The following is a 25,919-nucleotide window of genomic DNA, read 5'->3' on the forward strand; positions in this document are numbered from 1 at the left end:
CCAAAGAGGCCTAAAAAGTGGATAGGTTACAACATCGATCAACGTATTTTCCGAACTAAATCTTCGAAATCTTCTCTGGAACCACGAGCTTTGTTTTTTACTTTCGCCCGATAATTATAAATTGTATTCACCGAATAACGGAGAAACTCTGCTATTTGTGAACTATCTTCAATACCAAGACGTATTAATGCAAAAATTCTCAGTTCGGTATTCAATAATTCATCTTTCTTCAGAATGATTTGTTCATTGTCTTGCAACAATGCATTGAACTTCTTCACAAAATCGGGAAATAAATGCAGGAAAGCAGTATCAAAGTTGGCATATAGTTCTTCCAATTCCTCATCAAGGGCATCCTGTGAGCGGGTGATTTTAAGTAATTCTGCTATCTGACCAGCAGATACTTTCTTATTTACCATACGACGATATGCATCGAGCCGATTGATATAAGTAGAGCAGAGTTTAATAAAACGGGCAATATATTCTTCCTTAATCTGGTTAGATTCAGACAGTTCTGCATTGGTAGATGTCAAACAGGCATTCATTTGCTGTAATTCTTCATTCAATTGATTCAATTGATGATTGGCTGTCTGCAGATGATTCCTTGCAACAGCCAATTTCTTCATCTGCCGGTATATATAGCCCAACGCACCAATCAGCAGCACCAGCAATGCCGTAATCAGCACTAAATACTGCTGAAGGCGGTCGTTCTGTTTCTCAATCATCGCCTGATAAGTTTTATCAATCAAAGAAAGCACATCGGCACTCTGCCAACTTCGAAGACGAGCATTATAGAATTTGGTAGCATTCCACGAGAAACGCATATATTGGTAAGCTCTCTCCATATCGCCATTCTCATAGAGCAACTGAGCCAACATCCACAAAGAAGCATGATCTTTAATAGCAGAACGAATATCAGAGATAGCAGAAAGGCAAAGATTCTGTTTCTCTCTTATTTTATCTCCAAGATATTTATAAATAAGTGAGCGATGGTAAGTTACAAGTGCATATTGAGGCGTATCGGGCTCTGCTGCCATCAGACGACGGTCGTTTATCTCCAAGGCCTCATCATACTTGTGCCGGTCACGAAACAACGTTTCGCGCATGACCATAAATTCTTCCGATTGAGGAGATAATATCGCATATAATGAATCTTTATATGCTGACGATATTTCCCGATAATAAGCAGATAACGTCTGATCTTGTGTATAAAATCCCATCTCACCATACACATGATCGAAACATGTATAATAATCAAGTATCAGATGTGAAGTTACCTTCTGTCGGTCTACTGACTTCAGGACATCAATTGATTCGGTATACATACCCGTAGAAGAAAGCAAAAGAGAAAGTTGCAGCTTACTTTCTATTTCCCGGTCAGTATCTCCCAGATTACCCGCGATACGAACATTCTCATTTAAATAGTAAATAGCGGAATCGCAAATAAAGGCTTTATATTCCTTATAGATCTGATTATTCAGATTATAGCGTTCTATGGAATTAGGAGCCACGTCTCCGGCAAGCTCTTTCAGATGCCGTATCCGCGATTCGCGCTGTACCACATAAGTGTCATGTGCCAAGATTGTCTGATCAAGGACATGCAATAGTGAATCAAGAGTTTCATCAGCCCATGAGAAAATCGGAAAAGAAGCAAACAACAACAGCAAACATTTATTTTTCATTAGAGTATTAAAGTTTTGTAGGAAATATGACATTCTTCACTCAAGGTTTCACTTATAAATCAGCGTCGACAAATATTCCTCCGCAAACATCTCATTGGCAACCTCCAGCAGTTGTTCTGCCGTCAACGCCTCAATACGATGGAACACTGATTCTGACGATTCATACTTATGATAGTGCAGATATGTTTTCGCCATACCTAGCGCATTATTCTCGAAATTATCAGATGCCACGCCGATCTGGCCTATCAGTTGCTTCTTCGCTGCCGCCAGCTGAGAAGATGTCATCTTCACATCCCGCATTCGCTTCAGTTCTTTATAGGTCAGTTTCAGACAGGTATCCATATCTTCGATATCCGTACCGAAATAGATACAGAAAGCTCCTGTATCGGTATAAGAAGTCAGATTGGACTCTACATTATACACCAATCCCCTCCGCTCGCGAAGCGATACATTCAGCTTACTGTTCATGCCCGGACCGCCAAGCACATTATTCAGCAGATAAAGTGCCGTACGCTTATCATCATACGCATTGTATCCCCGGCTACCAATCATTACATGCGCCTGATGAGTATCTTTAGGCACTACCAACCGTTCGGGCACATAAAGAGGAGGAGGCATACGCTGATTATCCACCGTCACTGCCGGGATATCGGACAAATGCTTTTCCGCCAGACGGATAATCTTCTTGAAATCATATTGTCCCTGAACAAAGAATACCATATTCCCCGGTTGATAAAAGCGACGGGTAAACGAGAGAACATCCTCCGTACGGAAACTCCGCAGCAGTTCCGGCTTACCGAGAATGTTCCTTCCCAACGGATGGTTACGGAAAATCATATCTTCAAAATCATCGAAGATCAACTCCGAAGGATTATCCTCATAAGACTGGATTTCGTCAATGATCACTTCCGTCTCCTTTTCTATTTCATGCTGCGGGAAAGTAGAATGGAATACAATATCTCCGAGCAATTCGAGGGCACGTTCCAGATGCCCGGTCAGGAAGGCGGCATAGACAACCGTCTCCTCTTTATTCGTATAGGCATTCAGATCGCCGCCCACATTCTCCATGCGGTTAAGGATATGCCACGCTTTCCGCTTCTCCGTCCCTTTAAAAATAAGATGTTCCACGAAATGAGCCATCCCCTGCTCATCCTCAGCCTCATCGCGCGTTCCGGCATCGATGGCAAAACCACAATAAGCTACTTTCGAGAGAGTCGGTTCATGAATTATGCGCAGGCCATTCGGCAATGTATATTCGTTGTAATGCATTGTTTTCTACTTCCTTATTGAATTAATGCCGCAAAAATACAATAAAACTTATTGTCGTTTATAGAAAATTGCAGATATTTGTAGACTATATTAGCAACAACGTGTATGAAAAAGATAGGAATATTCTGTTCTGCCTCGGAAAACATTGACAAAATGTACTTTGACAGTGCCCGTCAAATCGGAGAATGGATGGGAAAAGCAGGCAAAACGTTGATTTATGGAGGAGCCAATCTCGGACTGATGGAATGCGTAGCCCGCGCCGTGAAAGAGAATGGAGGTACGGTCATCGGAGTAGTTCCTGCCAAACTGGAAGAAAAAGGTAGTGTGAGCACATTACTGGACGAGGTGATTCATACCCGTAACCTGAGCGACCGGAAAGATGTGATAACAGAGAAGTCGGAGATATTGGTCGCATTGCCCGGTGGTGTAGGTACACTCGACGAGATTTTCCACGTCATAGCCGCCGCCTCTATCGGATATCATCAGAAAAAGGTGATCTTCTATAACGAATACGGTTTTTACAATGAACTTCTGGCTGCACTTAAGACGTTAGAGGATAAGGGCTTCGCCCGACAATCTTTCTCTACCTATTATGAAACAGCAAACAATCTGGATGAATTAAAAGAAAAAATAAACTGATTATATGATAGACTCCATCAAACAACTCTTGCAACAAGAGGCACAAGCAGTGCTCAATATCCCTGTAACAGACGCTTACGAGAAAGCAGTACAACTGATTGTAGAACAGATACATCAGAAAAAAGGGAAATTAGTAACTTCCGGCATGGGAAAAGCCGGACAGATTGCCATGAACATCGCCACAACCTTCTGCTCCACCGGCATTCCATCGGTCTTCCTGCACCCCAGTGAAGCGCAGCACGGCGACCTCGGCATCTTACAAAAAAACGATTTGCTCCTGCTTATCTCCAACTCCGGCAAAACACGCGAAATCGTGGAACTGACCCGACTGGCACATAATCTGGACCCGGAACTGAAGTTTATCGTTATCACCGGAAATCCCGACAGCCCGCTGGCCAACGAATCAAACGTCTGTCTGAGCACCGGTAAACCTGCCGAAGTTTGTACGTTAGGCATGACTCCTACTACATCGACTACCGCCATGACCGTCATCGGTGACATACTGGTAGTACAGACAATGAAGAAGACAGGATTCACCATCGAAGAATACTCAAAACGCCATCACGGTGGTTATTTGGGCGAAAAATCAAGATCGCTATGCGAAAAGTAATCGGTATCGGAGAAACAATCCTCGATATCATCTTTCGGGGAAACCAGCCTTCCGCAGCCGTACCGGGAGGCTCTGTATTCAACGGCATCGTATCCCTCGGACGAATGGGGATCAAGGTAGGTTTTATCAGTGAAACAGGTAATGACCGGGTAGGAAATATCATTCTGCAATTCATGCGTGAAAATAATATTCCGACGGATCACGTAAATGTCTTCCCGGATGGTAAATCACCTGTATCACTGGCATTCCTCAATGAACAGAGCGATGCTGAATATATCTTCTATAAGGATTATCCCAAGCAACGTCTGGATGTGCTTTATCCTAAGTTAGAGGAAGACGATATCGTCATGGTAGGCTCTTACTATGCGCTGAACCCGGTACTCAGGGAGAAGATTCTGGAACTGCTGGACCAGGCACGCGAGAAGAAAGCAATCATCTACTACGACCCGAACTTCCGCTCTTCACATAAGAACGAAGCAATGAAACTGGCTCCTACGATTATCGAGAATCTGGAATACGCCGATATTGTACGGGGATCGCTGGAAGATTTCTTCTATATGTATGACTTGCAAGACGTGGACAAGATATATAAAGACAAGATTAAATTCTACTGCCCGCGGTTTATATGCACGGCCGGTGGGGACAAAGTATCACTTCGCACCAATCTGGTCAGCAAAGAATATCCGATAGAACCGCTGGAAGCAGTCAGCACCATCGGTGCCGGAGATAATTTCAATGCGGGATTGATCTACGGATTGCTTAAATATGATGTACGATACCGTGACCTTAATAATCTGAATGAAGAAGTCTGGGACAAAGTAGTTCAGTGCGGGAAAGACTTTGCCGCCGAAGTATGCCGTAGTTTCAGTAATTCAGTATCGGTGGAGTTTGCCGGACAGTACGCATCGAAGTAATTACGGATACAACCATCCCCTAAATTACTATTAACTTTGGCTAATAATCGCAAAGGAATTACCACATCTAACGGTAATTCCTATCTTTGCAGTACATGATTCATCAGACAAAGAAACTATGTACAGAAACCTGTTAAACTGGCTGACCATCCTACTGGTACTTCCGTCATGTTCCGGCACTTCGCCCACTATATCCGTAGTGTGTGAAGAGAACAATGTAGGAAACGCCATTATCAAATGGGAAACAGCACCTATACTGAAAGGACAGGTAAAAGTATATGCTTCCACTTCTCCCGACTTCATTCCCGAAGAAAATCCCGTAGTCACCATCAACATTGCGAAAGGGAAAAAGACCATCGTGACCAATGATCCGTCTCAGCGCTATTACTACCTGATGGTATTCAACAACAGATACCGGGTGAGGGTAGCTGCCCGTAACGTCAATATTCCCGGCATTCAGAACTTCCGTGACCTGGGAGGATACAAGTCTGCAGAAACAGGCAAAGATACCCGCTGGGGAATGCTGTACCGTTCCGCACAGATTGACAGCATTCCATTCTGCTCCCGCCGGGAATTGAAAAACATGGGCATAAGGACTATCATCGATTTGCGTTCGGAAGAAGAACGCCATAACTATCCACAGCTTCATGATGAAGACTTTAACGTCCTGCACCTCCCCATTGCAACAGGAAACATGGAACACATCCTGCAAGACATACGTGATAAGAAAATAGAAACGGATACGATCTATCGTTTAGTAGAGCGGATGAACCGTCAACTGGTCACCAACTACCGCAAGGAATACAAAGAACTGTTCACACTCCTGCTCGACCGCAACAATTACCCCGTCGTCATCCACTGTACTTCAGGCAAAGGACGTACGGGCATTGTTTCAGCACTGGTACTTGCCGCTTTGGGAGTCAATGAAGAAGCCATCATGAAAGACTATCGCCTGAGTAATGACTATTTCAACATCCCCAAAGCCTCCAGATACGCGTATAAACTCCCTATCAACTCGCAGGAAGCCATCACTACAATCTACTCTGCCAAGGAAGACTTCCTGAATGCAGCCAAAGAACAGATTGATGCGGAATACGGCAGCGTACAGGCATATCTGAAAAAAGGAATAGGACTCTCGGCAGAAGAAATCGAACGGTTGCGCAGCATTTTATTAATAGATAATGGTTAATGGAAAATGGAGAATGCTATGCAGGCAGCAATAATTATCCATTATCCATTATTCATTATTCATTATTTTTCTCTATCTTTGCGCCCGAAATAAAAGATATACAGAGATTTAATGAAGACATTTGAAGAGCTTGGCGTTTCTCCGGAGATACGTAAAGCAATTGAAGAGATGGGATATGAGAATCCCATGCCGGTACAAGAGGAAGTGATTCCGTACCTTTTAGGAGAAAATAATGATGTAGTAGCTCTTGCACAAACTGGAACAGGTAAAACAGCCGCATTCGGCCTGCCTCTGCTCCAACAGATTGACGTAAAGAACAGGGTTCCCCAGTCACTAATACTTTGCCCCACCCGTGAGCTATGCCTCCAGATAGCGGGCGATCTGAACGATTACTCAAAATACATTGACGGACTGAAAGTACTGCCAGTTTACGGCGGTTCTTCCATCGACAGCCAGATACGCAGCCTGAAACGCGGCGTACATATCATCGTGGCCACACCGGGACGACTGCTCGACCTGATGGAGCGCAAAACCGTATCTTTATCGACCGTTCACAACATAGTGATGGACGAAGCGGACGAAATGCTGAATATGGGATTCACCGACAGCATCAACGCTATCCTTGCCGATGTCCCCAAAGAACGGAACACCTTGCTCTTCTCGGCAACCATGAGCCCCGAAATCGCCCGCATCTCCAAGAACTACTTGCAGAATGCCAAGGAGATTACCATCGGACGCAAGAACGAAAGTACAAGCAACGTGAAACACGTAGCTTATACCGTACAAGCCAAAGACAAATATGCAGCCCTGAAACGCATTGTTGACTATTACCCGCAAATATATGGTATCATTTTCTGCCGTACCCGTAAAGAAACGCAGGAAATAGCCGATAAATTGATGCAGGAAGGCTATAACGCAGATTCACTGCACGGAGAACTGTCACAGGCTCAGCGCGATGCCGTGATGCAGAAATTCCGCATCCGCAACCTGCAATTACTGGTTGCTACGGACGTTGCCGCACGCGGACTGGACGTAGACGACCTGACACACGTGATCAACTACGGCCTGCCCGATGATACGGAAAGCTACACACATCGTAGCGGACGTACCGGACGTGCCGGAAAGACAGGTACTTCCATCGCTATCATCAACCTGCGCGAAAAAGGAAAGCTGCGTGAGATAGAGCGCATCATCGGCAAGAAGTTTATTGCCGGAGAAATGCCGACAGGCAAGCAGATCTGCGAAAAACAGCTTATCAAAGTGATTGATGAACTGGAAAAGGTGAAGGTAAACGAAGAAGAAATCACGGACTTCATGCCGGAGATTTATCGTAAGCTGGAATGGCTGAGCAAAGAGGATCTGATCAAACGCATGGTATCGCATGAGTTCAATCGTTTTCTGGACTACTACCGCGACCGTGAAGAGATCGAGACTCCGACCGACAGCCGCGAACGTAACACACGTGACAGCCGTGAAAGAGGCAGCCGCAAGGCAGCGCCGGGTTTCACCCGCTTATTCATCAATCTGGGAAAAATGGACAGTTTCTTCCCAAGCGAGCTGATCAGCTTGCTGAACAGCAATACACGTGGACGAATCGAGTTGGGACGCATTGACTTGATGAAAAATTTCTCCTTCTTCGAAGTAGAAGAGAAAGAAGCACAAAACGTAGTGAAGGCGTTGAACCGCGCTAACTGGAACGGCCGCAAAGTATCTGTAGAAGTTGCCGGTGAGGAAGCAGGAGAAGGTCGGAGAGGCAGTGGTTCTGCCGAACGCAGAGGAGGAAAACGTCCTTTCGGAAGTTCTTCCGAAAAGCGTGGTGACAGTAGCCGCAACTCACGTTCCGAAAGATCGGACAGAGCACCGCGAGCTGACAGAGCGACTAAAGGCAGTGACAAGACCGACAAGAAAAAAAGAAGCGACAAGCCCAGCCGCGAAGAACGGGGTTACGGAGCACGTGGTCCTAAAAAGACAGACGACTGGCAACAGTTCTTTAAAGATAAAGAGCCTGACTTCAGCGAGGAAGGATGGGCACGCAGAAAGCCGAAAAAGAAGTAACAGGCAAAACAGCCATTATAAGGTGATGTTGGAAAAGAAGAAGATTTAAGGCGTTGATATAGTTTACCTATTCATAACCGATATTGACGTAACATATTTATTCTCTATCCGACTCTGCTGAAAAATACTGACCTGTTATGCCTAATCTATATTTCAGTTTTTAATAAACTTCTTGATCGTTTATTAGAAACGGTATCCAAGTTTATTAGAAACGATTACATGGCTTTTCGATAGCATTTATCCGAATTTATATAACAAAACAGGCTGCAAACCTCTCAAAAGTTTGCAGCCTGTTTCTTATATACAAGCTACCGAAAAGCCTTCCGAAGCAAGGCATTATCGGTTAAAATGTTGTCATATTATACTATATCAGCACAACAAATGCAGTATAAGGTAAGATATTCTCATTGGTCTAAGTTTTAATTCATTTATTGTAAGGATACAAATATACAACATTAAAAGCCGTTTGTCAAGTCTTCAGGAGTTTTATACGTTCATAGTTCCTCCTCCTTCCTCAGAAGCATCATGAACATCCTTCGTCTTGATATTCCTGTACTGCTTGGGCGTCATCTCGAACTTCTGGGCAAATGCTTTATAGAAAGTCCCCCTGTTCGAGAATCCGGTTTTATCCATAATCTCTTCAATGGAAAGTTGCGTTGTCAGCAACAAGCGTTCTACAATCGTCAGGCGATACTCTCTGATGATGTCGGCAGGAGTCTTCTCCGTGACATTTTTCAGCTTCCGATAGAACTGCCGGGTACTGTATCCTAATGAACTACTCAACAATTCCACTGATAAATCCGTATTCTGTATATGACTATCAATAATCTGCATCATCTTCTCGAAGAAGGATTTATCCTCTTTATGCAGAAAATGACCATCATCCAGTTCAAAAGCACTTAGAACAGAGCTATAATACTCTTTCAGGTCCTCTTCGCGCTGTAACAGCCTTCTAACGACTTTCTCGAGATATTCCACATTGAAAGGTTTCGTGATATATGCTTCCGCGCCGGATTCAATTCCCCTCGTCTGCTCGTCAATATTATTCAGTGCCGAAAGCAGTATTAACGGGATACGGCTCAACAGTTTATCCGACTTTATCTTTTTGGCAAACGACATTCCATCCATACCGGGCATCATTACATCCGAAATAATCAAATCCGGTAACTGAATGCCCAACTGCTTCAAGGCTTCCTCTGCGCTGCCTAAAGAGACAACATTGTATGCCCCGACAAATATCTCCGTAACAAACCATAACATAGAAGGGTCATCGTCAATAATCATAATCGTCTGCTTGTTCTTATCAAATTCAACCGACGAATTCTTGAGTTCGACTGCTTGCTCATCTGATGACAAAACCAATTCTTCAGCTACTTTTTCATCTTCATTATCCACCGTAACCTCCATAACAGGCAGCCATACATCAAAAGTAGTCACCTCATTAGGAATACTGGATACCTGAATCTGTCCATTCAACAGATTTACCATACTGTGACAAATGGCCAGTCCCAATCCATTTCGCGGAGAAATCCCATTCTTGTTCTGCACTTCGAAATTATCCAGAATCTTATAACGGTCGAATATTTTCGTGAGATCAGCCTCCTTGATTCCTTTTCCCGTATTAGATACCCGAATGCAAAGTTGTTCTCCTTCAATACGCAGCTCTACCGTAATGGAACCATTCTCCGGAGTATATTTGAAAGCGTTAGAAATCAGGTTATTTACAATTTTACTCAGACAGCTGACATCCGTATTCCAAAAAACTCCATCTTCTATCTGCAATCGATAGTTCAGTTTCCGGCTTTCCGCCAGCTCTCCGAATGATTCGGCAATAGTCCGTATCTGTTCTGTGACAGGAACATGTTTTATCTTCAAAATCTTGTTCCCCGTCTCCAGTCGGCGGAACTCAATCAGTTCCAATATCAGCGCATTCAGTTTCAACGCATTCTGCTGAATCATGGAAGCATACTTCCGGACATAACTGTCTACCCGGCTATAGGAAAGGATTTTTTCACACGGACCGTTGATCAATGTCAACGGAGTACAAAATTCATGGGTAATGTTAGTAAAGAAACGCAATTTCGATTCATACAGTTCTTCGCGCTGCTGGCGGTTCATTTCCTCGATCATAACATTCCGCTTTCTGCGATAACGTTTTATCACCATCCGGATAGCTCCTGCAATTACCCCGGCTAATAATAAGAAATAGACAATATAAGCACAAGTAGTCATATACCAGGGAGGAGTGATACGGATCAATAATGAATAAGGTTCACTCTCTTTCCCTGTTATATTACTTCGGTACTTCACTAGCAAGGTGTATTCTCCAGGAGATAGATTAGAGAAAACCGCCACCGTAGACAATCCGTTCTCAATCCAACTATCGCTCAAACCGTCTATCTTATAAGAGTAAGTATAATTGTTCCCGTTAATGTAATCGACAGCAATAAATGAAAGGTTAAAGAAGTTCTGACTATAGTCCAGCACCAAAGTTTCTTGCTTCGTAGCGCCTTGCAGAAAATCATAAATATTGCACTCTTTACCAAAAATAGAGAGGCGATTGAAATGCAAAGGAGGCATGTATTCTTCCGAAAGTTGATCATTCTCGCTAATCGTAATGAATCCGTTCGTACCACCAAAAAATAATGTCCCCGTCTGCTGATCCTTGAAGAAAGCACCGTCACTAAACTCAATCACTTCCAGGTCGCCCTGCTGCCGATACGTCTGAACTGTGTTTTCGCGGACATTAAACCTCACCAACCCTTGATTGGTGCTAAGCCACAAGTTATTGTCCCTTCCTTCCAATATGCCGTGAATCGTATTGTTGGGAAAGCCGTCAGTCTCGTTATATACCCTATATTCGCCCTGATAAAGCCGGGTCAATCCGAAACTCGTACCAAACCAGTATCCTTCGTCATTCTTATGAATAGCAAAAATATCATTTACAGTCTGATTCTTCACTACATCGTCAATGCGGCAGGGAGTTAGTTGATTGGTATGCGTATTCATTTTATACGCACCATATCCACGGTTACCAAACCAAATAACCGAATCATTCTCCTGAAAAGAGACAAAGAAATAATTGGAGTTTCTCTTTCCGCCATCCAGTGTAAAGCGACGGGCAGACTTCACTTTAGGTAAAAGTGAAGTAGCATCCAGAATGATTTTCACAATACCTTCACCGGCAGAAACCACCCACAACGTACTATCATTTGTCTCACGGACAGAATGTACATACTTCACCATCTTGCCATCTGCCATGACCGGAAATTCCTGTATCCGCTTTTGTGAATAGGAGTAGTAATTAAGTCCGCTCTCCGTTCCAATCCATAAGAGTTTCCTCCGGCTGGGAGCAAAACTATACACCGAGTTGTCCATCAACGGACTATTACTTGCCAGGATCCTTTCTGCCCGAGGCAAAGTTTCCATATCAGGATGGAAATCAAACATCTTTAATATTCCCCCTCCCTTCGTACCTATCCACAATGTCTGATCCTGATCCTGATATAGAGCACGAACCGGATTATCTACCCGATACTCCGGTACATCCAACATGATGTTGTCAATAGAAAATTCATCTGTAAAATACATATAAAGCCCTTGACCGTCAGCGCCCACCCAGATTATATCCTGAAACCGGTCTTTCATAAGACAAAAGATACCGGACTGAACATTTATGGACTGGAGGCTATATTTTACCTTTGAATCCGGCATATACTTTAATTGGATTAATCCACTACTCTTAAAGCCGATAAAATAATCAGTTTTCTGTTTTATAATGGAAGAAACCTCACCCCGACGAAGTATCTCTGCCTCCATATCTGCTATAAAATACGCTTTATGATTATTCAGATCGTATTCATAAAGTGCATAAGTACTGTCTATGAAATAGAGAAAATCGCCATCTACAAACGTCCACAACAACTTTTCCGAATGATTCAGGCAATTACTGGGAACCAGCTTCACTTGATTTCCGTTTTTCTCTATTATATAACTCCGGTTATCATTATCCGAAGAGAATATCCAAAGTACTCCAAAGTTATCAATAGCCATTTGTTGTACTTCCTCAAAATGTATCTTTTTCACATCAAGTTTACAGAAGTCCTTCTGCTCCGGCTGATAATAATAAATGTAGCCATCATCCTTAATAATAAAGAAATCATCTTCGGGACTTATCGCCATACGGTTTATGTATTTAAAGTCTTTGAAGCTTTGTATGGTCTGTCTGCGTGTATCAAAGCGGTCGAGCCCATAATTAGTCTGTATCCAAAGCACATCGTTGTCCGCCTCGATAATCCGTTCGATGAGATTACCGGAGAAACTATGGTGCACATTGGTTGGTTTGTACAATCCCAGATAAGTGCCGTCGTAGATATTCAGCCCATCGCATGAACCGATCCATATCACGCCATGCCTATCCTGACACATCGAAAGAATAGCACTATTGGATAATCCGTTCTTACTGGAAAATTGCCGGAGACTATACGAAGCATTTATGTCTACTCCTATCAAAAGAAAAGAAACCAGTATCAGCAGAACTCTTCTTAAAAGAGTAGTTCTCTTCGTCCATTCATTGTGTTTTTTCATATAGCATTCTCTTGTTTTAAATCAAGACACAAAAATCGATGGAAAGATATGGAAAATCGGGAAAACGTCCAAGAACTGCACAAAAAACATTCTGATCATCTGAAAATTAACATAACAGGAGTACGCTTTTACGACACATATATATATTTTTGCGACATTTCATCGAGAAGAGACATTTATGTCATGGGTCCGTACATCATCTTATACTAACCATAATAACTTTGCAGCATCAGACAACGGAATAAGGTAAAAAGCAAAATAAAAAGGATTGTAGTTTGAAATAGGTAATCCACAAACAGGTAGCATATTCAGCTACCTGTATTTTGGAAGGAAAATCTTTAGTTAATAATGAATATAATATTATATAGAATGAAATCACCGTGTATTTTACTAATCATAGTTTGCACCCTCTCTTTGACTGGTTGTGCCTCAACAAAGCAGGCAGACTCAGATTCAAGTTTGGGAAAAGCCCAGCAGACATTGGATTCCCTTTATCAACATTACTCAGCAAAGGACTCTTATCTGCTTCGGGAAAGCTATCCCTTTGACGAACAACACAAAGTCACTTATCTGGCATCGGAAGACCAAGCAAACACGCCTAATCAGTTCTCCTATTTATGGCCATATTCGGGTACTTTCTCTGCAGTAAATGCACTATTCGAAGCGACTCATGACAAGAAATACCAGAAATTATTAGATAAACGGGTATTACCTGGTCTGGAAGAATATTTCGATATCCAAAGAACTCCTAACGCTTACTCATCGTACATACAAACAGCACCGACATCCGATCGTTTTTATGACGACAATGTATGGTTAGGCATTGACTTCACCGACATCTACCAAATAACACAAGAGAAAAGATATCTGGATAAAGCACAATTAATATGGAAATTTATAGAAAGTGGTACTGATAGCCTGTTGGGAGGAGGCATTTACTGGTGTGAGCAAAAGAAAGAGTCTAAAAATACTTGTTCAAATGCTCCTGGCTCTGTACTCGCCCTTAAACTATTTAAAGCAACTAATGACAGCATCTACTTCAGACAAGGAAAAGAATTATATGAATGGACGCAAAAGAATCTACAAGACTCCACTGATTACCTCTATTTTGACAATATCGGTCTTGACAGAAAGATAGGAAAAGCCAAATACGCCTATAACAGCGGGCAAATGATGCAATCAGCCGCCCTGCTCTATCAACTGACAAGAAATCCTCTCTACCTGAAAGATGCACAAAATATAGCTAAAGAATGCTATAACTATTTTTTCACAGACTTTACAACAACTACAGGAGAAAGCTTTAAAATGCTAAAGCAAGGAGATATCTGGTTTACTGCGGTAATGTTAAGAGGCTTTATCGAACTCTATCATATAGATAAGAATAAAACATATATCAACGCTTTCGATAAAAGTTTAAACCATGCTTGGATGTACGCCCGGGATGATAAAGGATTATTTAATACAGATTTAAGCGGCAAAAGCAAAGATGACAAAAAATGGTTGTTAACACAAGCTGCCATGATAGAAATGTACGCCCGCCTTGCCACTATCCAATAATTTTTCTAGAAAGAATGACAACTAAAATTATTAAAACATGAAATATACCCTTATTAAAACAGTAGCAATATATTTGCTCACTGCTTTGCCTCTATTGGCAGACGCAGCAACACAGAAAGTATCCATCAAACAAAGCGTATTGGTTGGAGACGGCATTGCCAAGTTTATCCCAGAAGGTTTTGACGCAAAGAAAGTACCTTCGTTCGCAATTGAAAAAGAACCACGTGAGAGAGGCATACTCCCTGCCGATTGGATACTTATTCCCGAATTCTCCCTCACAGATGGTAAAGCTAATGCATCACTTACAATACCGGAAGGCACAAGTATCTACGGAGGTGGTGAAGTAACCGGTTCTCTTCTAAGAAATGGTAAAACAATCAAGCTCTGGAATACAGATTCCGGTGCCTACGGTGTAGATAATGGTACACGCCTATATCAATCACATCCTTGGATGATGGGAGTTAGAAAAGACGGAACAGCTTTCGGTATTTTATTCGATACCACATGGAAAGCTGAATTAAGTAGTACAAATGAGAAAATTGAACTAAGAAGTGAGGGAGAACCTTTTCGGGTGTTTATTATTGACAGAGAATCTCCACAAGCTGTAGTTCGCGGACTATCGGAACTAACAGGCACTATGCCGATGATTCCCCGCTGGGCATTAGGTTATCAACAAAGTCGCTTCTCTTATTCACCAGACAGTCGCGTAATTGAGATTGCAGACACTTTCAGACACAAAAGAATACCATGCGATGTTATCTGGATGGACATTGACTACATGGATGGATATCGTATTTTCACATTTAACCCACAAAGTTTTCCCAATCCTAAGGCTGTTAATCGCGATTTACATATACGCGGCTTCCATTCTGCATGGATGATTGATCCTGGAGCAAAAGTTGACCCCAACTACTTCGTTTATAAATCAGGAACTGAAAATGACGTTTGGGTAAAAACTGCAGACGGAAAGAACTTTCATGGTGATGCCTGGCCAGGAGCGGCAGCGTTCCCAGACTTCACATGCCCTAAAGTAAATAAATGGTGGAGGAACTTATATAAAGATTTCATGGCACAAGGAGTAGACGGTGTTTGGAACGATGTAAATGAGCCACAAATCAATGACACTCCCAACAAAACAATGCCGGAAGATAATCTCCACCGCGGAGGAGGTAAATTGCCTGCAGGAACACATCTACAATATCATAATGTTTATGGTTTTCTAATGGTTAAAGCATCCAGAGAAGGCATACTGGAAACCCGCCCCGAAAGGCGACCGTTTATTCTTACTCGTTCTAATTTCTTAGGTGGTCAGCGCTATGCAGCCACTTGGACCGGTGATAATGGCTCCTGGTGGGACCATCTGAAAATGTCAATACCCATGTCTTTAACTTTGGGATTATCCGGCCAACCATTCAGCGGTTCGGATATCGGTGGCTTTCTATTTAATGCTGATGCCGATTTATTCGGCAACTGGATTGGTGTAGGTGCTTTCTATCCATTCTCACGTGGTCACGCTTGTGCAGGAACAAACAACAAGGAGCCATGGGCATTTGGGCAAGAAGTAGAAAATGCCGCACGAATAGCATTAGAACGTCGATACATCCTTCTCCCCTATTATTATACTCTGCTGCACGAAGCCTCAACAAATGGTATGCCCATCATGCGACCTGTTTTTTTCGCCGACCCTAAAGACTTGTCGTTGCGTGCCGAAGAAGAAGCATTCCTGATTGGTAACAACCTGCTTATTATTCCGGCATACGCTAAGCAGCCTGCACTGCCGAAAGGCATTTGGAAAGAACTATCACTAGTTAAAGGTGACAACAGTGATAAATATCAAGCAAAGATGAAGATACGTGGCGGTTCGATTATTCCTACCGGAAAGATCATTCAAAATACCACAGAAAACTCATTAGATCCGCTCACATTATTGGTTTGTCTGGATGAACAAGGAAAAGCCGATGGATCAATGTACTGGGATGCAGGAGATGGCTGGGCATTCAAGAAGGGAGATTACAGCCAACAAACCTTCAAAGCCGAAAAACAAGGCGACAAAGTTATAGTAAAGTTGACTAGCGAAAAAGGCAAATTTAAAACAGAAAACAAAGATATGGCTATTGTCAAAGTTCTCACAGACCAAGGCGTTTGCCAAGCTAGTGGCAATCTTGTGGAAGGTATCGAGGTGAACTTATAAACTAACGCTCTCCTCATTATATGAGCTCTAAAATAAAAAATATTAATATTTTACTCTTAATTAAAAAAACTATATGAAAAGAAAAACACATGAAAAAAGATGCCTCTATTGGTATAAGGCACTGGTGTTGATTCTGACCGTATGCCTTATCGGCTGTCAGGACGACAAAATTGGTTCCAATGGATACGACCCGTCTAAACCGGTTGTTTTCTCAGACTTTACCCCCGATCATGGGAGTCTTCGTACTCAAATCCATATTTATGGAGATAATTTTGGGACTGATCCCTCAAAAATCCACATCACAATAGGTGGACAATACACGACAACTATCGGCTGCACCAACACCGAAATTTACTGTATAGTCCCGCCGAAAGCTTTCGATGGTAATATTAAAATAAAAATCGAAAGTGCCGACGGAAAAACCTCTCCTATAGAATATGAATTTGAAAAGAAGTTCAATTATACTCTACAGCCTTCAGTGAGTACTCTTGTTGGTAGCGAAGACGAAAATGGAAATTCATCTGACGTAGACGGAAACTTTGAAAAAGCAAGATTCGGAAATCCTCAATGGCTATTAATGGACACATTTGGTATTGAGAAATGCTTAATTATTAATGGTCAAGGCGGTCCTATACGTCGAATCAATCTGGAAGCAAAAGAAGTCTCAACTCTTCTTACTAATGGCCAGGGAGGATTTAGGAATATGCAATTCATGTCTTTCGATGCAACCGGAGACACTCTTTTCGTATCAGATGACCATGGAAGCAGCAGTAAAGACAACCGTGAAATTGCTTACATTCTGCGATCTGAAGAATTCAGAAAAGCCCACCCCTATGTTTATGACCGCACAGGATATAACAATGTTTACTGCGCCCTAAATAAATCACTTTACTACAACACCTATTGGAAAGGAGGACTTCAAAAAGCTGTTCACGATCCTACGACCGGTGGCAAAAAAGGAGTAGAATTATTTGGTGTATACGAAAATAGTGATTCCGGTACTTTTATGTGTATCCATCCGGATGGAAGATTTATGTATATCACAGGCCGTAACTGTATTTTGGTATCCCAATATAATAAAGTAACCAATGAATTTCAGAAGCCAACCACATTTGCCGGTAGAGAAGGAGAAGCCGGGTACAGTCCCTCGCCCGGTCCGAGTGCCCGTTTTCAGGAACCTTACCAAGGCACATTTGTGAAGAATGAAGAATATATAAAAAATCCTCGTCCGGACGGAAACATTTATGATTATTATATATGCGACAGAGGAAACCATTGCATCTTTAAAATTACTCCCGACGGTAACGTATCTCTTTTTGCAGGAAGAGGCAGTGTCTCTTCTGACAACAAGGTATCTGGCAATATTGACGGAGAATTAAAAACGGAAGCACGCTTTGATAATCCATGCGGCATCGCTTACGATGAAGAAACACAGACTTTCTACATCGCCGATAGAGAAAATCACAGCATCCGTACCATTTCTATAGAATAACTATAAAAACACATTCCGAATGAAAAAATATATTTTTAACTTGCTCCTCCTGTTCTGTTGCACATGCAGCGTGTATGCTCAAAACAGTTCGGTAGAGGTACAAACAAACAGAATAGAGGTTGAAGGTCTCGTGACAGACGAGTCCAAAGAACCATTAATTGGTGTCAACGTAATCATCAAAGACATCCCGGGATTAGGTGCCATCACCGACATAGACGGCAAGTTCAAAATCAAGATGGAACCCTACCACAGACTCGTTTTCTCTTTCATCGGTTTCGAAAAACAGGAAGTCCTGATAAAAGAACAAAGAACAATCAAGGTCATAATGAAAGAAGCCACTGCCACTGCTTTGGATGAAGTAGTGGTAACAGGTACTGGTGCACAGAAAAAAATAACGATGACCGGTGCCGTTACCAATGTGGATATAAATACACTGAAGACTTCCACATCAAGCATTACTAATGCTTTGGCAGGTAACATAGCAGGTGTAATGGCTCGCCAAACTTCCGGACAGCCCGGAAATAATATTTCCGAATTCTGGATTCGCGGTATCTCGACATTCGGAGCAGGTTCAAGTGCCTTGATTTTAGTCGACGGATTTGAACGCAGTATGAATGAACTCAATATTGAGGATATAGAATCCTTCACTGTACTCAAAGATGCTTCTGCCACAGCAATCTACGGTTCGCGTGGCGCCAATGGTGTAGTATTAATAACAACTAAACGTGGTAAAGGAGGAAAAGTACAAATCGATGCAAAAGTAGAAACAACCTACAACACACGTACCATAACCCCAGACCTCATTGACGGATATACATATGCTTCAATGATGAATGAAGCACGTACTACTCGTAACCAAGAACCTTTCTTCCCTGAAGACAAATTGTATATACTCCGTAACGGACTGGACCAGGACTTATATCCCAATGTAGACTGGATGGATGTACTCCTGAAAAAAGGAGCACCTACTTATCGTGCCACTATCAACATGAACGGCGGTGGTTCATTGGCACGCTATTATGTATCTGCAAGCTATGTAGATGAAGGTGGTATGTATAAAGTAGACAAAGGGCTAAAAGACTATAATACCAACGCCAACTATCGCCGTTGGAACTACCGTCTGAACGTGGATATGGATATCACCAAAACCACACTGCTAAAAGTCGGTGTATCCGGTTCATTAGACAAAAAGAACGAACCGGGTATGTCAAGCAATATCTGGGCTTCTGCTATGAATTATAACCCGGTCTCAGTACCAATCATGTATTCCAATGGATATACGCCCGCTTTCGGTTCGGACGATGAACAAATCAATCCTTGGACCATTGCTACACAAACCGGCTATCAAGAAACATGGAATAATAAATTGCAGACCAATATCACTCTCGAACAAGATTTCAGTTTTATCACCAAAGGTCTAAAATTCATCGGACGCTATGGATTCGACACTAACAATTATCAGTGGATCAACCGTAAAAAAATACCAGAATTATGGAGAGCGGAACAGAACCGCGCTTCTGATGGTAGTCTTGTGATGAGAAAAGTCAGAGATGAACAATTGATGTCACAAGAAGCTAACTCAACCGGTGAACGAAAAGAATATTTAGAAGCAGAGTTGCACTACGACCGTACCTTTGGTAATCACATGGTGGGAGCCGTAATGAAATATACACAAGATAAGACAATCAATGCCTCTGTAAAAAAGGAAGATGACATTATGCAAGGTATTGACAGACGTCATCAAGGACTTTCCGGACGTTTCACCTATGGTTGGAAGTACCGTTACTTCGTTGACTTTAACTTTGGTTACAATGGATCCGAGAACTTTGCAACAGGTCATCAGTTCGGTTTCTTCCCCGCTTACTCTGTAGCCTGGAACATGGCAGAAGAGTCTTTCATTAAAGAAAAATCACCGTGGATCAATATGTTTAAAGTACGTTATTCTTACGGAAAAGTAGGTAATGACAATATGGATAGACGCTTTCCCTACTTGTCTACTTTCGGAGCAAGCAACAATTACAACTATGCAGACCTAGGACAAAGCTATCAGTTCGACGGATTGACCTATACTTACTATGCAACTAATGCTGTCACTTGGGAAATAGCAACCAAGCATGACATAGGTATCGACTTCGCATTGTTCAATGACAAGCTGACCGGTACAATTGACTACTTTCACGAACAACGTGACGGTATTTACCAAGAGCGTAACTATATCCCTCTCTCCGTTGGTATGTACGGTACAGGAACAGGCATGAAGTTATCTACCAATATTGGCTCGGTAGTTTCCAAAGGATTCGACGGTAATGTGGGATATAAACAACGTATTGGAGATGTGAATCTGACACTGCGAGGTAACTTTACATACAGTAAGAGTGAAATCCTGAAATATGACGAAGAATTCAGTAATTACCCTTATAAAAGCCAACAAGGTTTCCGTGTTAACCAAACCCGCGGACTTATTTCACTAGGATTATTCAAAGATTATGATGACATTCGTGACAGTCCGAAACAGAGCTGGGGCGACGTAATGCCAGGTGATATCAAGTATGCGGATGTCAACGGAGACGGAAAGATAGATGAAAATGACGAAGTTCCTATCGGTGCAACCAATCGCCCAAATCTTATTTATGGTTTCGGTCTTTCCACAGAATGGAAAGGATTTGACATCAACATCCTCTTCCAAGGTGCAGGCAAATCAACTTTCTGTATCGAAGGTCCTACTGTATATCCTTTCAAGAATGGTGATTGGGGAAATATTCTCACCGACATGGCGAACTCCAACCGCTGGATATTAGGTGAAAATGAAAACCCGAACGCAGAATACCCGCGTTTAAGCTATGGAGGCAATAGTAACAACTACCGTCCGTCTACATATTGGCTTCGCAATGGTTCTTATCTGCGCTTGAAAAACCTAGAAATCGGATATAATATTCCGAAGAGTCTTATCAATAAGATCCACTTGAACAACGTTCGTTTATACTTCATGGGAACTAACTTGATAACATTCTCCAATTTTAAGTTATGGGATCCGGAACTGGGCAGCACCAACGGTCAGGCTTATCCATTATCAAGATCATATACCTTAGGACTTACAATTAACATTTAATTCAAAAACAGATGAAAAAACATATATTATCCGCAATAGCCATTTTAGTCATTGGGCTGGGTATTTCTTCTTGTTCAGACTATTTGAGCGTGGAACGTTTTTTTAAAGATCGTCAAAGTGAAGAGAAAATTTTCAAGAGCAAGAATTTTACGGAACAATGGCTGGCCAAATGCTACAACTGTCTGTTAGAAACAAATTTAGAAATCACACGTATCGGCTATTCCACAACTAATTTTGCAGACGATATGATTTTTAATGAAAGTGACGGAGCCGTAACTTACAATGCTTTCAAATTCGGACAATATGACAATACCTGGACAAACAATTCATACATCCGTTGCTACGAAGGTATTCGCCAGGCTTCTATCTTAATCAACAATATAGATATTAATGAAGAACTGTCAGAAGTAGAAATTGCAGACTATAAAGCACAGGCCCGCTTTTTAAGAAGCTATTTTTATTGGTTATTACTAAGAAAATACGGACCAGTTCCTCTAATTCCTGAAGAGACAATCAGTATTGATGAAGATTATATGGACATGTCCTATCCACGCAGTAGCTACGATGAAGTAGTGAACTACATCAGTGAGGAAATGGCACTGGCGGCCCGATCACTGCCTGAGAAACGAGACAGACAGAATGTCAATCGCAGTACGAAAGGAGCTGCCTTGGCGGTACGCGCAAAGGTACTTCTATATACAGCAAGTCCGATAAATAACCCACGTCCCGGTGACTCCGATAAGTTCTCTGATTTTACTGATTGGCAAGGACGCATGCTAATGTCTCAGACGTATGACGAAAGCAAGTGGGCTAGAGCAGCGGCAGCGGCTAAAGATGTCATTGACCTAGCCAACGCAACCGGTGTATACAAGCTATACACCGCTCCCTATCAATCTAAAGGAGATAACGCTTATCCGGCAACCGTAAGACCTCCCTATCACTCTGTATACTCCAACAAAGATTTCCCGGAAGGATGGGCTGACATTGACCCGTTCGCCTCTTATCGCTCTATTTTCAATGGAGACTTGTATGCTACCGAAAATCCGGAATTGATATTTACACGAGGAAACAATGCATTAAATGATCAAGTCAGAGATCTTGTTCTCGATCATTTACCCACAAATGCCGGAGGAAGAAACCGCCACGGACTGACAATCAAACAGTGTGATGCCTATGATATGGCAGACGGAAGTAGCTTCAATCTAGAAACATTCCTAGACACTTGCGAAGTAGACAAACGTTTCGTCTCGGAAGATGAATACAACCGCGGACTTTACCCGCAGATACGTCCGAGAGTATGGAAAGAATATGCGAACCGCGAACCGCGTTTCTATGCCAGCGTAGCATTCAACGGTGCTTTTTGGGCATTGGCAAGTGCGCAAGATGGAGATAGACGCAACCAACAGGTATGGTACTACAGAGGTAGCGATAACGGAAGAAAAAACAGTTCCGACTACTGGATTCCTACAGGAATAGGTGTCATGAAATTTGTCAGCCCTAACGACTGCAACACGAACAACGGAAGAATCTATGATAAAGTAGACATACCACTTCGCTATACCGACATCCTGCTGATGTATGCGGAAGCCCTAAACGAATTGACTCCGAGTAGTAGCTACGAAGTAACAACTTGGGAAGGAGAACCAATTACAGTTTCGCGAAATACAGAAGAAATCCGCAAAGCTGTCTTGCCTGTCAGGATGCGTGCTGGAGTTCCTGATTACAACGAGGAGACATATAATGACCAAACATTGTTCCGTAAGAAACTAATACATGAACGTCAGGTAGAATTCATGGGCGAGAATCAACGTTACTACGACCTGCGTCGCTGGAAGCTTGCTCCGGTAGAAGAGTCCGAACAAATCTATGGCTATAACGTACTGATGACTGAAAGCAAAAAAGAACGCTTTTATGAACGTATACGAGTAGAAAATCTACAAGCAAACTTCTCACGTAAGATGTACTTTTGGCCTATGCCACAAAATGAATTAAAAAGAAACCGCAAAATGACACAGGCGCCGGGATGGGAAACTTTTGATTAATCTAAAATATACAATAAGAATGAAAAAAAGACATATTTATATAGCCACATTGTTTATCGCATTGCTTTCGTTCAGTGCATGCAATGACGAATGGAAAGACGAACTTTATGTTCACATGGTTTCACTAAAAGCTCCAATTAATGATGGAGAGGTTTCAAGTATCTACGTCCGCTACAAGCCTAATGGTGAGGTTATCTACAACCTTCCGGTGCTAGTCAGTGGTTCTACTCCATTGGATAAGGATCTCGATGTACGGATTGCCGTAGACCCGGATACGTTGAACGCCATGAACGAAGCCAACTTTCACGAACTCAGAAAAGACTTATGGTATAACTTACTACCACAGGAGAATTACGAATTTCCTTCCGCCACCTGCCATATTCCGGCAGGTTCAAGAAAGGAACTATTCCCTATCAAGTTTAAGTTTTCAGAAATGAACCTTTCGAAAGAGTGGGTGTTGCCATTGACAATTGAGGAGGACCCCTCGTACATTACCAACAAACGGAAAGGATGGCGAAAAGCCCTGCTTCATGTATTACCATTCAATGATTATTCAGGAAATTACTCGGCAACTGCCATGAACATCTATTTTGCCAATTCGAGCAATGATCCATTGGTAGTAGACAATCGTAGAGCACATGTCGTAGACGAAAACACTGTATTCTTCTATGCAGGTACGAAAGAAGATAATGCAATAGATAGGGAAACTTATAAAATCAATGTAAAATTTGAAGAACCTTCAGAGGTTACGGAGACTAAAAAGAAAGGGAATCTGACAATAACGGCGGCAAATTCTTCAATAAACTTCCAGCTCACAGAGCATCCGACCTACGAGATTTGGGATGAAATGGATACCAATCAACCCTACCTGATGCATCGTTATTATGTATTATATATCAAATATACATATGATGACATAACTACGTCAAATGTACCTACTTCTTATCGAGCGGAAGGTTCATTAACTATGGAACGTAAGATTAATATAACAATACCGGATCAGGACCAGGCAATCCAATGGTAAAAAGAATTTGTTTATGAAGAGATTAAACATCATTTTTATATCTTTATTAGCCATGGTATGCACAGTACTATCTTGCAGTGACGATTCTGTGGAAGACAAAGATATCCAGAAGATTGATCCGGTGGGACAACTGGAAGTATACAAAACAAGCCGGGAAAAAGAAATTCTGGTGAAATTCATAAGAACAAATTATGTGAAAGACATACAGATAGAAATAGCTTATCGGAATACGGAGTCTGGAGAAAACGGAGAATGGACTACTATTGTGCTGAATGGTGACAACTATAAGTATGGAGGAAATTACTTATTGCAAGTTCCTGCAGAAGGGACATATGAGGTTGCAATCACCTTGATAGGAGCCAATGAGCTACGCTCGGAAAGCAAAAGCCAACTTGCGAGCACATTCGAGTATGTAAAGACAAGTATGTTCGACTGCGCCCACTCTATGATGACATGTGTCATAAAATACTATTATCATAAAGGACCTAGGACATGTTGGCAAACATATTATCCTAAAGAACAAGGATATTGGGACGGAGATGCAGTCGTATGGGGACAAGGGGGAGGATTATCCGCATTTGTTGCCTTGAGAGAAGCATCCGTAGACACGGAACAGGAAGAATATTATCGTTCTTTAGAAGATGATATGTTCAAGGGAATCCAACATTTTTGGGTAACAGACCATGGACGCACAGCATATAGTGTATATCCGGATTCGGGAAACGACCGTTTTTATGATGACAATGTATGGATAGGACTGGATATGGCAAAATGGTATGCCATATCTAAAGATGTGCGCTATTTAAATCAAGCCAAAGCCGTCTGGGACTATCTATCACAATACGGATGGGACAATACTTGCGGTGGCGGAGTTCATTGGAAAGAGCTGAATGAACCGAGCAAGTCAAAGCACACTTGTTCAACTGCCCCGACGGGTGTATTGAGTTGTAAGCTCTATCAACTAACCCATGAGCAGAAATACCTGGATAAAGCTATTGAATGCTTCAACTGGCTGCAAGCCTATATGCAGGACCCTAGCGACCATCTGTATTACGACAATGTTTCTCCTGATCCAGAAGACCCCACCCAACCTGGGCGTATGGAGACGAATAAATATTCTTATAATTCAGGACAACCATTGCAATTAGCCTGCCTTCTTTATAAAATAACCAAGAATGAGTCGTATTTGACAGCAGCACATCAAATTGCGGAAGCTTGCCACAAAAAGTGGTTTACTTCCTATCATTCAGAAGTTCTGCAACGTGATTTTAATATTCTGGCACCGGGGCATGCCTGGTTTAACACCGTCATGTGCCGCGGATTCTTCGAACTTTATTCCATTGATAAGAATCCCTCATATCTGGAAGATGTGCGCAACACAATGTTGCACGCATGGTTTGGTAAGGCACATCACATTAGTGGTCTAATCAATGACGAGGATTTAAGCGGAGCTGTTTCAATGAATAAATGGGAGATTCTGAGGCAAGCGTCACTCGTTGAGTTATATGCCCTTTTGGCTATCTGGGAGTCTGGCAAAGACCAGACCGTCTTATTGTAATTTG

The 25,919-nt window shown here is 42.2% G+C and carries 15 protein-coding genes; 12 read left to right on the forward strand and 3 right to left on the reverse strand.

The annotated features are described in order from the left end of the window. Positions 1-38: 38 nt before the first annotated feature. Together DW640_RS04705 and DW640_RS04710 are read right to left on the reverse strand one after the other, a co-directional pair. Complete coding sequence (locus DW640_RS04705; protein ID WP_117577458.1) at positions 39-1,679, reverse strand: DUF6377 domain-containing protein; 1,641 nt, start codon at positions 1,677-1,679, stop codon at positions 39-41. 48 nt (positions 1,680-1,727) lie between these two features. Next, positions 1,728-2,948, reverse strand: coding sequence for a pitrilysin family protein (locus DW640_RS04710; protein ID WP_016269249.1), 1,221 nt, complete (start codon positions 2,946-2,948; stop codon positions 1,728-1,730). A 105-nt stretch (positions 2,949-3,053) separates the two neighbouring features. On the opposite strand from DW640_RS04710, the gene DW640_RS04715 reads away from it, so the two are divergent. The 5 genes from DW640_RS04715 (at position 3,054) to DW640_RS04735 (ending at position 8,355) form a co-directional block, all read left to right on the forward strand. Further along, on the forward strand, positions 3,054-3,587 hold the full coding sequence (locus DW640_RS04715) for a TIGR00730 family Rossman fold protein (RefSeq protein WP_008762909.1): 534 nt from the start codon (positions 3,054-3,056) through the stop codon (positions 3,585-3,587). 4 nt (positions 3,588-3,591) lie between these two features. Next, positions 3,592-4,197, forward strand: coding sequence for an SIS domain-containing protein (locus tag DW640_RS04720; protein WP_008762908.1), 606 nt, complete (start codon positions 3,592-3,594; stop codon positions 4,195-4,197). Further along, complete coding sequence (locus DW640_RS04725; protein ID WP_117577460.1) at positions 4,185-5,111, forward strand: carbohydrate kinase; 927 nt, start codon at positions 4,185-4,187, stop codon at positions 5,109-5,111. Before DW640_RS04720 ends, DW640_RS04725 begins: the two co-directional genes overlap by 13 nt. A gap of 118 nt (positions 5,112-5,229) precedes the next feature. Continuing rightward, entirely contained in the window at positions 5,230-6,300 is a 1,071-nt protein-coding gene (locus DW640_RS04730) for a tyrosine-protein phosphatase (protein WP_117577462.1), read from the forward strand. 111 nt (positions 6,301-6,411) lie between these two features. Then, a complete protein-coding gene (locus DW640_RS04735) occupies positions 6,412-8,355 on the forward strand; it encodes a DEAD/DEAH box helicase (protein WP_008762906.1) in 1,944 nt (647 codons plus the stop codon). A gap of 486 nt (positions 8,356-8,841) precedes the next feature. Here DW640_RS04735 and DW640_RS04740 read toward each other — a convergent pair whose 3' ends face one another. Further along, positions 8,842-12,942 (reverse strand): two-component regulator propeller domain-containing protein, encoded by a 4,101-nt coding sequence (locus tag DW640_RS04740; RefSeq protein WP_016269244.1) that lies wholly within the window; start codon positions 12,940-12,942, stop codon positions 8,842-8,844. Between the two features lie 369 nt (positions 12,943-13,311). Between DW640_RS04740 and DW640_RS04745 the strand changes: the two genes are divergently transcribed. The 7 genes from DW640_RS04745 to DW640_RS04775 all read left to right on the forward strand — a co-directional run bounded on the left by DW640_RS04745 (position 13,312) and on the right by DW640_RS04775 (position 25,915). Then, positions 13,312-14,499: a glycoside hydrolase family 76 protein gene (locus DW640_RS04745; protein WP_022471709.1), complete on the forward strand. Its 1,188-nt coding sequence runs from the start codon at positions 13,312-13,314 to the stop codon at positions 14,497-14,499. Between the two features lie 37 nt (positions 14,500-14,536). Then, positions 14,537-16,690 (forward strand): TIM-barrel domain-containing protein, encoded by a 2,154-nt coding sequence (locus DW640_RS04750; protein WP_178309540.1) that lies wholly within the window; start codon positions 14,537-14,539, stop codon positions 16,688-16,690. Positions 16,691-16,763: 73 nt separating this feature from the next. Next, complete coding sequence (locus DW640_RS04755) at positions 16,764-18,182, forward strand: IPT/TIG domain-containing protein (protein WP_062695848.1); 1,419 nt, start codon at positions 16,764-16,766, stop codon at positions 18,180-18,182. 19 nt (positions 18,183-18,201) lie between these two features. After that, entirely contained in the window at positions 18,202-21,291 is a 3,090-nt protein-coding gene (locus tag DW640_RS04760) for a TonB-dependent receptor (protein WP_117577464.1), read from the forward strand. An 11-nt stretch (positions 21,292-21,302) separates the two neighbouring features. Next, positions 21,303-23,333: a RagB/SusD family nutrient uptake outer membrane protein gene (locus DW640_RS04765; protein WP_117577466.1), complete on the forward strand. Its 2,031-nt coding sequence runs from the start codon at positions 21,303-21,305 to the stop codon at positions 23,331-23,333. A gap of 19 nt (positions 23,334-23,352) precedes the next feature. After that, entirely contained in the window at positions 23,353-24,357 is a 1,005-nt protein-coding gene (locus DW640_RS04770) for a DUF4973 domain-containing protein (protein WP_055229119.1), read from the forward strand. A 13-nt stretch (positions 24,358-24,370) separates the two neighbouring features. Continuing rightward, positions 24,371-25,915, forward strand: a complete 1,545-nt coding sequence (locus DW640_RS04775) for a glycoside hydrolase family 76 protein (protein ID WP_055229120.1) — start codon at positions 24,371-24,373, stop codon at positions 25,913-25,915. Positions 25,916-25,919 lie beyond the last annotated feature (4 nt).

Origin of the sequence: Bacteroides sp. AM23-12, assembly GCF_003434395.1 — a bacterium.
GTDB lineage: Bacteria > Bacteroidota > Bacteroidia > Bacteroidales > Bacteroidaceae > Bacteroides > Bacteroides thetaiotaomicron.

Bases quoted from the DNA above. Each gene is read 5' to 3' on its own strand.
- DW640_RS04755 (WP_062695848.1), top strand. From the start codon at position 16,764: ATGAAAAGAAAAACACATGAAAAAAGATGCCTCTATTGGTATAAGGCA.
- DW640_RS04740 (WP_016269244.1), bottom strand. From the start codon at position 12,942: ATGAAAAAACACAATGAATGGACGAAGAGAACTACTCTTTTAAGAAGA.
- DW640_RS04730 (WP_117577462.1), top strand. From the start codon at position 5,230: ATGTACAGAAACCTGTTAAACTGGCTGACCATCCTACTGGTACTTCCG.
- DW640_RS04735 (WP_008762906.1), top strand. From the start codon at position 6,412: ATGAAGACATTTGAAGAGCTTGGCGTTTCTCCGGAGATACGTAAAGCA.
- DW640_RS04750 (WP_178309540.1), top strand. From the start codon at position 14,537: ATGAAATATACCCTTATTAAAACAGTAGCAATATATTTGCTCACTGCT.
- DW640_RS04765 (WP_117577466.1), top strand. From the start codon at position 21,303: ATGAAAAAACATATATTATCCGCAATAGCCATTTTAGTCATTGGGCTG.
- DW640_RS04705 (WP_117577458.1), bottom strand. From the start codon at position 1,679: ATGAAAAATAAATGTTTGCTGTTGTTGTTTGCTTCTTTTCCGATTTTC.
- DW640_RS04760 (WP_117577464.1), top strand. From the start codon at position 18,202: ATGAAAAAATATATTTTTAACTTGCTCCTCCTGTTCTGTTGCACATGC.
- DW640_RS04725 (WP_117577460.1), top strand. From the start codon at position 4,185: ATGCGAAAAGTAATCGGTATCGGAGAAACAATCCTCGATATCATCTTT.
- DW640_RS04770 (WP_055229119.1), top strand. From the start codon at position 23,353: ATGAAAAAAAGACATATTTATATAGCCACATTGTTTATCGCATTGCTT.
- DW640_RS04775 (WP_055229120.1), top strand. From the start codon at position 24,371: ATGAAGAGATTAAACATCATTTTTATATCTTTATTAGCCATGGTATGC.
- DW640_RS04745 (WP_022471709.1), top strand. From the start codon at position 13,312: ATGAAATCACCGTGTATTTTACTAATCATAGTTTGCACCCTCTCTTTG.
- DW640_RS04720 (WP_008762908.1), top strand. From the start codon at position 3,592: ATGATAGACTCCATCAAACAACTCTTGCAACAAGAGGCACAAGCAGTG.
- DW640_RS04710 (WP_016269249.1), bottom strand. From the start codon at position 2,948: ATGCATTACAACGAATATACATTGCCGAATGGCCTGCGCATAATTCAT.
- DW640_RS04715 (WP_008762909.1), top strand. From the start codon at position 3,054: ATGAAAAAGATAGGAATATTCTGTTCTGCCTCGGAAAACATTGACAAA.